This is a genomic window from Kitasatospora sp. NPDC051705, assembly GCF_044453265.1.
Classification (GTDB): domain Bacteria; phylum Actinomycetota; class Actinomycetes; order Streptomycetales; family Streptomycetaceae; genus Kitasatospora.
In genome coordinates, this window is record NZ_JBITCO010000020.1 from 133,906 (window position 1) to 139,952 (window position 6,047).

At 75.5% G+C, this 6,047-nt stretch carries 5 protein-coding genes; 1 reads left to right on the forward strand and 4 read right to left on the reverse strand.

Annotation, left to right across the window (positions count from 1 at the left end):
* Window positions 1-102: 102 nt before the first annotated feature.
* The 4 genes from ACIA8Q_RS24045 to ACIA8Q_RS24060 form a co-directional block, all read right to left on the reverse strand.
* Window positions 103-1,842, reverse strand: coding sequence for a serine/threonine-protein kinase (locus ACIA8Q_RS24045; protein ID WP_396317659.1), 1,740 nt, complete (start codon window positions 1,840-1,842; stop codon window positions 103-105).
* 358 nt (window positions 1,843-2,200) lie between these two features.
* On the reverse strand, window positions 2,201-3,292 hold the full coding sequence (locus tag ACIA8Q_RS24050; RefSeq protein WP_387904000.1) for a peptidoglycan-binding protein: 1,092 nt from the start codon (window positions 3,290-3,292) through the stop codon (window positions 2,201-2,203).
* A 631-nt stretch (window positions 3,293-3,923) separates the two neighbouring features.
* Complete coding sequence (locus ACIA8Q_RS24055; RefSeq protein ID WP_396317660.1) at window positions 3,924-4,394, reverse strand: ATP-binding protein; 471 nt, start codon at window positions 4,392-4,394, stop codon at window positions 3,924-3,926.
* Window positions 4,316-5,206 carry a LysR family transcriptional regulator gene (locus ACIA8Q_RS24060; protein ID WP_360218373.1) on the reverse strand — a complete coding sequence of 297 codons (891 nt, stop codon included), beginning with the start codon at window positions 5,204-5,206 and terminating at the stop codon, window positions 4,316-4,318. The genes ACIA8Q_RS24055 and ACIA8Q_RS24060 overlap by 79 nt, the downstream gene beginning before the upstream one ends.
* Before the next feature lie 155 nt (window positions 5,207-5,361).
* Here ACIA8Q_RS24060 and ACIA8Q_RS24065 point away from each other — a divergent pair, with 155 nt between their 5' ends.
* Window positions 5,362-5,745: a VOC family protein gene (locus ACIA8Q_RS24065; RefSeq protein WP_360218376.1), complete on the forward strand. Its 384-nt coding sequence runs from the start codon at window positions 5,362-5,364 to the stop codon at window positions 5,743-5,745.
* Window positions 5,746-6,047: the final 302 nt, after the last annotated feature.

The following is a 6,047-nucleotide window of genomic DNA, read 5'->3' on the forward strand; positions in this document are numbered from 1 at the left end:
GCGTGCACCCCGGCCGGAGGGCGGCTCGACGACGGTGACGGGCCCGCCACCGCTGTCACGCCAGCGGTCGAAGGCCGGGCGCCGCGGCGGTGCGCGGCGCTCCTATCCCCATTGGACCCAGTAGGTGTGCGCGTCGTCGGCCGGGGTGTCCGCGGTGGAGGACGGCTCCGTCCAGCGGGCGCCGGTGACGGTGAGCCCGGCGGGGACGCTGACGGTCGCGGCCTGGTCGACGGACCGGCCGGCGGCGACCGTCCCCGGGGCGTGCGGGCGGCAGGTGGGTGACTCGACCGCCTGCCGCGCCCCGGCGCCCACGACGTGTGCGGTCGTGACGGTGCCGTCCGAGAGCACCCCTTCCATGAGGAGCGCCGGTCTGCCGTGGACGGTCTGGTGCTGCACACCGCCCAACAGGCCGCCGGTGAACGTCTGCCTCGTGTTGACGTTCCAGGCCGCGACACCGTCGGTCCGCAGTTGGGCGGGCATCTCCTCGGCGCCGAGGTTGGTCGTCGTGAAACGGACGCAGTAGAGGGCGTCGCCGCCACCCGGGCCGGCCGGTCCCCCGACCGGAGCGATGGAGGTGACGGTGACGCCCAGGGTGGTTCGGACGAAGGAGCTGTGCCGCGGGTCGGAGCCGGTGTCGTAGATGAAGGGGATCCTGGCCGTCTCGCCCTGCGCCATGACGGTGCCGGAGGCCGTCTCGTCCTTGCGCAGCGGATGCACGTCGGCCGGAGGGTCGCGCCACCAGCGGTCACCGGTCATGTAGTAGCCGCCGACGGCGACGGCGGCTACGGCCAGGACGGCGGAGGCGCCGGTCAGCACGGCATTCCGCCGGCCGCGGCGCGGGCGGGGGGCGTCGGCCGGCGCGGCCGTGCCCGGCGCGGTGGCGGGCGCCGTGGGCGGCGGGGTCTCCGGGCCTCCGGGCGGCGGATCCCCGGGTGGCGGGTCGGCTGATGCCGGCCCGGCTTGTGCCGGACCGGGGGCAGTGGACTCGGACTCGGACTCGCTGCCGCGCGGGACCAGCAGCGCGAGCGCCGCCGCCGCGGTCGCAGGCCGGTCGGCCGGATCCTTCGCCAGCAGGTCCAGCACGAGCCGGTCGAGGTGCTCGGGGATCCCCGGGCGCTTCGTGCTCGGCGCGGCGGGCGACTGGCCGATGTGCTGGTAGAGCAGCGAGGCGACACCGGCGGTGGTGTCCACCCAGCCCGCGCCGGTGAGCAGTTCGTACAACACGCAGCCGAAGGAGTACAGGTCGGTGCGCTGGTCGGTGGGCCGTCCCTGGATCTGCTCCGGGGCCATGTACAGCGGTGTCCCCGCGATGCCGCCGGTCGAGGTGATCCGGGTGGCGTCGGCGAGCCGGGCGATGCCGAAGTCGCAGACCTTCAGCCGGCCGTTCGCCAGCAGGAAGAGGTTGGCGGGCTTGATGTCGCGGTGGGTCACGCCCTGCTCGTGAGCGGCGCCCAGCGCGTCCAGGATCTGCCGGCTGAACTCCGTCACCTGATCGATCGGGACGCCGCCGGGGTGCCGGGCGACCACCGCGTGCAGGTCGCGCCCCCGGAGCAGTTCCATGACCAGGAAGAGCAGGGTGCGGCCGTCCTCCTCGACGTGCTCGTCGATGTCGAACACCGTGGTGATGCCGGGGTGGTCGAGGTTGGCCGCGATCTCCGCCTCCCGGCGGAACCGGGCGACGGCGGCGCGATCGGTCGCAGCGGCCGGCGACAGCGTCTTCACGGCCACCGGCCGGTGCAGCCGCTCGTCCTGGCCTCGCCAGACCTCGCCCATGCCGCCGCGGCCCAGCGGCTCCTGGAGCAGGTACCGCCCGGCCAATCGCATGCCGCTCCGCACGATCATCCCCCGATGAACAGACCGTATGACTGATGGATGTTCACGTTTCGGAGGAGAGCATCTCACCCCCGACGCCGACACGGGCCATGACCGCCGTGACGGCGGCGGTCATGGGACGGCGAGGGCGCACCGGCAGGCGCTCGCAGCGGTGACGAGGGCGACGTGCCGGAGGACGGTGGCCAGGAGGGTGCTCCGGTGGGGGCCGTGGCCGGGGCCCGCTCGTGGCCACCGCCCGGTCCGAGCGGGCCCGGGCACGCGCCACGCCCGGCCGGGGATCCCCGGCCGGGCGTGGCGGCACACCGCTGGTCGACGGACGGTCGACCCGGCGCGGGTGGCGGTCGGTGCCACCCGCGCGTGGGCACGGTCAGGCGGTGACGTGGTACCAGTAGCCGCCGGTGCGCAGGGTGACGTAGTGGACGTCGGTGCCGGTCTCCTTGGCCTCGTACATCATGTCGGCGCCGGTGGCGGAGTCGGTGCCGGCGTAGAGGACGACGTGGGTGGTGTCGTGGGGGCCGGTGCCGAAGTACTCGACGTCGCCGGGGCGGCGCTGGGCCTCGGTGATCGGGGTGAGGTGCTTGTCGAGGGTCTGTTCGGTGGTGTCGCCGCCGTTGGCGAGGTCGATGCCGGCGCCGAACCAGAAGGCGGCCCGGACCAGGCCGGAGCAGTCCAGGCCGGCGGTGGTGTCGGCCGGGCAGGGGTGGATCGAGCCGGTGTAGCCGTCGCAGGTGCCCAGGGACGGGCCGGGGCCCTCGCCGCGCAGGGAGTGCCCGCCGCCCCACACGTACGGGACGCCCAGGTACGACTTGGCCGCGTTCAGCACCTTCGTCGCGTTGACCGGGCCGCTGGGCAGCGGGGCGGGGGTGCTGCTGTAGAGGGCGTTCTTGACGGCGGCGCCGACGATCCCGTCGATCACCAGGCCGTGCGAGGCCTGGAAGTTGCGCACGGCGGTGTCGGTGGCGGGCCCGAACCGCCCGTCCGCGACGAGGCGCCCGGCCTTGAAGGTGTTGAGCAGCGTCTGCAGGGTGGAGACGCACGGCCCGGAGGCGCCGGTCCGCAGGGTCCCGCACTGGGTGCGCAGGTCCACGGTGCCGGAGGCGGCGGTGGCGGCCGCGTCGAGCGCGGTCTTGGTGGCCGGGCCGACGATGCCGTCCGCGGTGAGGTCGTGGGCGCTCTGGAAGGTGCGGACGGCGGTGCCGGTGGCGGGGCCGAACTGGCCGTCGACGGTGAGGGCCGGGGTGGCGCCGGTGAGGTTGAGTTCGGTCTGCAGCTGGGTGACGCAGCCGTCGGCCTCGCCCTGCTGGATGTTGGCGGGGCAGGCGGCGGAGGTGAGCGGCAGCGGGGCGGGCGCGGTCGCGGCGGAGGCGACGGAGGCGGTGTACGCGCCGACGCCGGTCAGCGCGGCCGCCAGGGCCAGGCCCAGCGAAAGCCGGCGCCGGGCAGGCAGGAAGGTGGTCACAGAAGGCTCTCCAGGTTCGTGATGTTTCGTCAGGGCAGCGGAGCAGCACGCTCCCCCGGCGCGCGATCGTCTCGACGGGTGGGCCTGGCGCCCCCCTCGCCCCTTCTCCCGACCGGTGGCGGGCCGTCAGTCAGAGGTGGGAACGAAGGCGCCGGGGACGGTGACGGCGGGGCGGGCCGCGCCGGCGGCGACGGCACCACGCTGGAACAGGTTCTCGGTCATGGAAGGTCCCCCCCAAAGGAGTTCGGATCGCCAGGGCCCACCGGGGCAGGGGACCGCACGTGACGGGCGGCGGTCCCCGTTTCCCGACAGGAGCCATCCTCGACCGTGCCGGACCCGTCCCACCAGGGAAGCCCGTCCCTGGGACGTCCCGGGTCCGTCAGAGGACGCCGACGTGGTCCGGGGCCGGGCCCAGCGCCGGAACGGACGCGCGTCGGCGGCGGGAGGGCGGGCGAACGGCCGCGAGGGAAGCTCCGCTGCTCGCCCTCCGGCTGCCGATCAGCCGCTCGGGCGTCCGACCCCGTTCCCTGGCGTGGTGATGACTGACCGTCAGGCTATCCGGGCGGTCGTATGCCGCCCGGGACGACACGGCGTGGACGGACCCGGCCGCGGCCACCGGGTTGCCGGGCGGCTACGGCACCCGGGTGCCCTTCGGCAGGTCGAGCTCCGCCCGGACCGCCTTCCCGAAGGCGGTCCGGCAGGCCCCCCACCGGCGGCACAGGACGTTGATCAGCTGCAGTCCGCGCCCGCCCTCGTCGCTCAGCGAGGCGTGCTGGATCTGCGGCAGGTCGGGGCCCCGGTCAGACACCTCGATCACCAGGCGGTCATGCCGGAGCAGCCGCAGCGGCCCGACCGCGCGACCGTGGCGCAGGGCGTTGCCGGCCATCTCGCTGACCACCAGTTCCGCCGCGTCCACCAGGTCGGTCGGCTCCCATCCGGCCAACTGGTCCCGTACCAGGCGGCGAGCGGTGCCTGCGGCCGAGGCGGCGGGACCCGGTCGGTCGCACGGCGCGGCCGACCCGGTCAGCCGGTCCGGGCCGCGACGTCCGCCGCGGCCCGGACGAACTCCCGCACCCGGGCGGTGGTGTTGCTCTCCAGCCAGACCGGTCCGCGTTCGATCGGCGGCACGTCGCGGATCGGCACGTAGGCGATGTCGGGCCGGGGGTAGTAGCGGCGGGCGTGCTCGCCGACCGGCAGGACGCCCCGGCCCATCGCCACCAGGGTGAGCATCTCGGAGAGGGAGTCGCCGGAGGGCCCCTTCGGGACGGGCCGCCCGGACGGCGTGCGGTCCGGGGTGCGGTCCTGCTTGAAGGTCACCGAGGTCACGGCCGGGTACTGCACCACCGGGTGGTCCGCGAGCACCTCGATCGACACCGACGCCTCGCCGGCCAGCGGGTGTCCGGCGGGCACCGCGAGCACCCGGCCCTCGGTGAGCAGCGCGGGCCCGCGCGCCATGCCGTCGAAGGGGTACGAGGCGATGAGGACGTCGACGACACCGTCCAGCAGGCCCGAGCGGGAGTTGGAGAGGTGGGCCTCGCGGACCTCGACCCGGCAGTCGGGGTGGCGTTCGCCGAACAGGGCGACGACCTCCAGCAGCACCGGCGCCATCCACTCCCCGAGGAAGGCCACCCGCAGCTCGCCGGTGACCCCGCGGCTCGCGTCCACCGCCCGCCGGAGGGCCGCGTCCAGACCGGCCACCAGGGGTGCCAGGTCGTCGGCCAACTGCCGCCCCACGGAGGTGAGCCGGACGCTCCGGCTGGTCCGCTCGAACAGTGCTCCGCCGATCCGCTGCTCCAGCTTGGCGACCACCTGGCTGACCCGCCCGCTGGTGAGCCGCAGGCGTTCGGCGGTGCGGCCGAAGTGCAGTTCCTCGGCGAGCGCCAGGAAGATCTCGATCTCCAGCCGTTCCAGCACGTCCCCCCTCCTCCTCGCCCGATTGATTAATCGCGCTAATTGATCGTATGGCGATCGGCTCTTGATGCCCCCGACGCGGCACGGAATCGTGGAGCCCGTCACCCCGGCCGGGGATCACCGGCCCGGGACGGAACCCACCCACGGAGCTGTGCACCATGCGCGTCAAGGCCTTCGACCACCTGGTCCTCAACGTCGGCGACGTCGAACGGTCCCTGGCCTTCTACACCGGCCCGCTCGGCCTGGAGCCGGTCCGGGTCGACGAGTGGCGCGCCGGGAAGGTGTCCTTCCCGTCCGTACGGGTCGGCCCGGAGACGATCATCGACCTGGTCGACCGCGCCCGCGGCGGCTCCAACGTCGACCACTTCTGCCTCACCGTGGAACCGCTGGACTGGCAGGAGGTCATCGACGCGGGCACCCTCACCGTCCTCGAGGGCCCCGTCCCGCGCTACGGCGCACGCGGCAGCGCGACCTCGGTCTACGTCCAGGACCCGGACGGCAACACCGTCGAGCTCCGCTGGTACCCGGAGGACGCCGACTAGGTCGCGCCCCGGGCCGGTCCGACGCCCCCGGCCGGGGGGGGGGGGGGGGGGGGGGCCCCCGGCGGGGGGGGGGGGGGGCGCGGCCGGGGGGGGCGGGGGCGGGGGGCGGCGGGCGGCGGCGCCGGGGGGGGGGGGCGCGCGCGGGGGCGGGCGGGCGCCCCCCCCCCCCCCCCGCGGCGGCGGCCCCCCCCGCCCCCGGGGCGGGGCGGGGGGGCCCGCCCGCGGGGCGGGCCCCGCCCGGCACGCCCGCGACGGGGGCGCGGAGGTGCCGGGCGAGGGTCGGGTGCGGGCGGGTGACCGGG